3 protein-coding genes are annotated in these 3037 nt (G+C 71.3%); 1 reads left to right on the top strand and 2 read right to left on the bottom strand.

What is annotated here, in order from left to right; translation table 11 throughout:
- On the bottom strand, window positions 1-461 hold a 461-nt coding region (locus AC5RV2_RS16410; RefSeq protein WP_494093218.1), incomplete at its 3' end, for an FAD-dependent oxidoreductase.
- Between the two features lie 2 nt (window positions 462-463).
- The gene (gene hemE, locus AC5RV2_RS16405; RefSeq protein ID WP_494093217.1) at window positions 464-1525 is read right to left on the bottom strand and encodes a uroporphyrinogen decarboxylase; all 1062 of its coding nucleotides are present in this window, start codon (window positions 1523-1525) and stop codon (window positions 464-466) included.
- Between the two features lie 193 nt (window positions 1526-1718).
- On the opposite strand from hemE, the gene AC5RV2_RS16400 reads away from it, so the two are divergent.
- On the top strand, window positions 1719-3037 hold a 1319-nt coding region (locus tag AC5RV2_RS16400; protein WP_494093216.1), incomplete at its 3' end, for a glutamyl-tRNA reductase.

The following is a 3037-nucleotide window of genomic DNA, read 5'->3' as shown; positions in this document are numbered from 1 at the left end:
AGCGGCATGACCTTGTCGCCCGAGGCGCGCAACGCCGCCCGGCGGCCGATGGCGCGCACCACGTCCGGGTCGGAAGGGTCTGCCGGGATGCCGAGCACGCCCGTCTTCGGCAGCCGTTGCGCACCGTCCGGCAGCTGGATCCAGGCGCCGGCCGGGTTCGGCTGGACGATGTCGTTGCCCAGGCCCAGTTCGCCGATCAGGTCCGGGACCACGCTGGAGCGGGTCGCGAACGATTCGGCGCCGGCGTCGAGCATCAGCCCGCCCACCTCGTGCCGGACCACGCAGCCGCCGAACCGGGGACAGCGCTCCAGGACCGTCACCTCGACGCCGGCCAGCGCCAGCTCGCGCGCAGCGACCAGGCCGCCGATCCCACCGCCAACGACGACGGCGGTGCCCGGCCTGGGCTTGCGCCCGCCCTGCCGTTCGGGACGGCGGGCGGGCTGCGGATGCGGGTGCTGCATGGCTACGGGGCCACGGAATGAATCAGCTCGACCACCCGGGTCAGGACCTCCGGGTCCGTCTCCGGCGGCACGCCGTGGCCCAGGTTGACCACGTGGCCCGGGGCGCTGCTGCCGGCGGCCAGCACCTCGCGGACATGGGCCTCCAGCACCTCCCACGGCGCCGACAAGAGCGCCGGATCGATGTTGCCCTGCAGCGGCGTGCGTCCGCCCAGCCGGCGGTTCGCCTCGTCCAGCGGCAGCCGGTAGTCGACGCCGATCACATCGGCCCCGACGTCGCGCATGGCCACGAGCAGTTCGGACGTGCCGGTGCCGAAGTGGACCAGCGGCGTGCCCAGGTGGCGGACGTGGTCCAGCGCCCGCGACGAGGCCGGTGCCACGCGCCGGCGGTAGTCAGCCAGGGACAGCGAACCCGCCCAGGAATCGAACAGCTGCCCGGCACTGGCGCCCGCTTCCAGCTGCGCCCGCAGGAACCTGCCCGAAGCGTCCGCGGCCCAGCCGGCCAAGGCATCCCAGGTCTCGGGGTCGGCATGCATCATGGTGCGCGGCCCCAGGTGGTCGCGGGACGGCCGGCCCTCCACCATGTACGCGGCGAGCGTGAACGGGGCGCCGGCGAAGCCGATCAGCGGCTTGGCGCCGAGCTCGGCCACCGTCAGCCGGACCGCCTCGCGGATGGGCTCCAGCGACTCGTCGGTGAGTTCCGGCAGGGCGGCGACGTCGGCGGCGGTGCGGACGGGGGCGCCCAGGACCGGGCCGACACCGGGGACGATGTCCACGTCGACCCCGGCCAGCTTTAACGGGATAACGATGTCGGAGAAGAAGATGCCGGCATCCACATCGTGGCGGCGCACCGGCTGCAGGGTGATTTCCGCTGCCAGTTCCGGTTTCAGGCAGGCATCCAGCATCGCGATGCCCTGCCGCGCTTCCTTGTATTCGGGCAATGAGCGCCCGGCCTGCCGCATGAACCAGACAGGACGGCGGCCCGGCTTCCCTCCGCGGTAGGCGGTGATCAGGTCCGAGTCGGCGGTACGCCCATCCACCAGGGGATGGGAAGCATTGAGTGTCATGACATAGATTCTCGTCCAGCGGCCATGCTTCTGGCCAACCGCGCGCGTCGCCGAGGAGCGCGGGATGGCGGCGGCCACCGGCCCGAGTGGCCAATATCACCGGCGCCGACGGCGCCCGAAACCAGGTTAACGCCGGGTTAATGGGCCAAGCTTGGAGGAGCCGACGCTGGCTTCCCGCTAAGATAGAGGCGCTGTGGTCTTACTTTCACTTGTTGCAACCCATTCCAAGGTCGATCTGGAAACGGTGGCCCGCCTGAGTGCCGGCACCTCCCGGATCGATACCGACGTGCTCGCAGACGGGTCCCCGGTCACCGGCGCCGTGGTCCTGGCTACCTGCAACCGGGTGGAAGTTTACTGCGAGACCGAGAGCGAGTCCGACCTGGAGGCCGCCCGCGCCGCGCTCATCGAACAGATCAGCCGATGCTCGGGGCTGGACGACGCGCTGGTCGCCCGCTCCTTCGACGTGAACACCGGCGAGGATGTTGCGCGGCACCTGTTCGCGGTCGGGGCCGGCCTGGATTCGGCCGTGGTCGGCGAACGCGAGGTGGCCGGCCAGGTGCGTCGGGCCCTGATCGAGGCGCAGGAAAAGGGCACCGCGAGCGGGGGGCTGGTCCGGCTCTTCCAGACCGCTTCCCGGACGGCCAAGGACGTCGGGACGCAGACGGCCCTCGGCGGCCGCGGGCTTTCGATCGTGTCGGTCGCGCTCGACCTCGCCACGGATCTGGCCGTCGAGAAGGACTGGTCGGGCAAGCAGGTTGTACTCTTCGGCACCGGCGCGTATGCCGGGGCCACCATGGCGCTGCTGCGCGAACGCGGCTGCACGCGGATCAGCGTCTACTCGGCTTCCGGCCGCGCCGCGGCTTTTACCGAAACCCGCGGCGGCGTCCCGTTGACCCACGCGGCGCTGGACGACGCGATGGCTTCCGCCGACGTCGTCATCGGCTGCAGCGGCAGCGACAACCAGGTTAGTGCCGGGCGCGTGGCCGGGGTGCGCGCCGGCGTCGACAAGCCGCTGACGATCATCGACCTCGCGCTGAGCCACGACTTTGATCCCGCCGTGGGGGCGCTCGAGGGCGTGGAGCTGATCACGCTGGAGTCCGTGCGGATGGCCGCGCCCGAGGAACAGGCCGAATCCGTGCAGCAGGCGGCCGAAATCGTTGCCAACGCGGCGCGCAGCTTCGAGGCCAGCCGGCAGGCGCGCAGCGTGGACTCCGCCATCGTGGCGCTTCGCAAGCACACCATGCAGGTACTGGAGAACGAGCTCGAGAAAGTGCGCTCGCAGCACGGCTGCACCGGCCCGGCCCAGGAAGTCGAGTTCGCCATGCGCCGCATGGTCAAGCAGTTGCTGCACCTCCCCACCGTGCGGGCGCGGGAGCTGGCCGCCAACGGCGAGCAGGAGCGTTACATTGCCGCCCTGGAAGCGCTGTACGGCATCACCGTCGAAGAACCCGCCCTGCCGCGGGCCGCGGATGCGGCGTCCTGCCCGGTCGCCGGGCACGGCGAAGAGGCCGC

Source organism: Arthrobacter sp. Y3225116 (genome assembly GCF_059091245.1).
The sequence above is the reverse complement of the archived record's forward strand: the minus strand, read 5'-3'. Positions and strand labels throughout refer to the sequence as shown.

Excerpts from the sequence above, each read along its gene's own strand:
- hemE (WP_494093217.1), bottom strand. The coding sequence starts at position 1,525 with ATGACACTCAATGCTTCCCATCCCCTGGTGGATGGGCGTACCGCCGAC.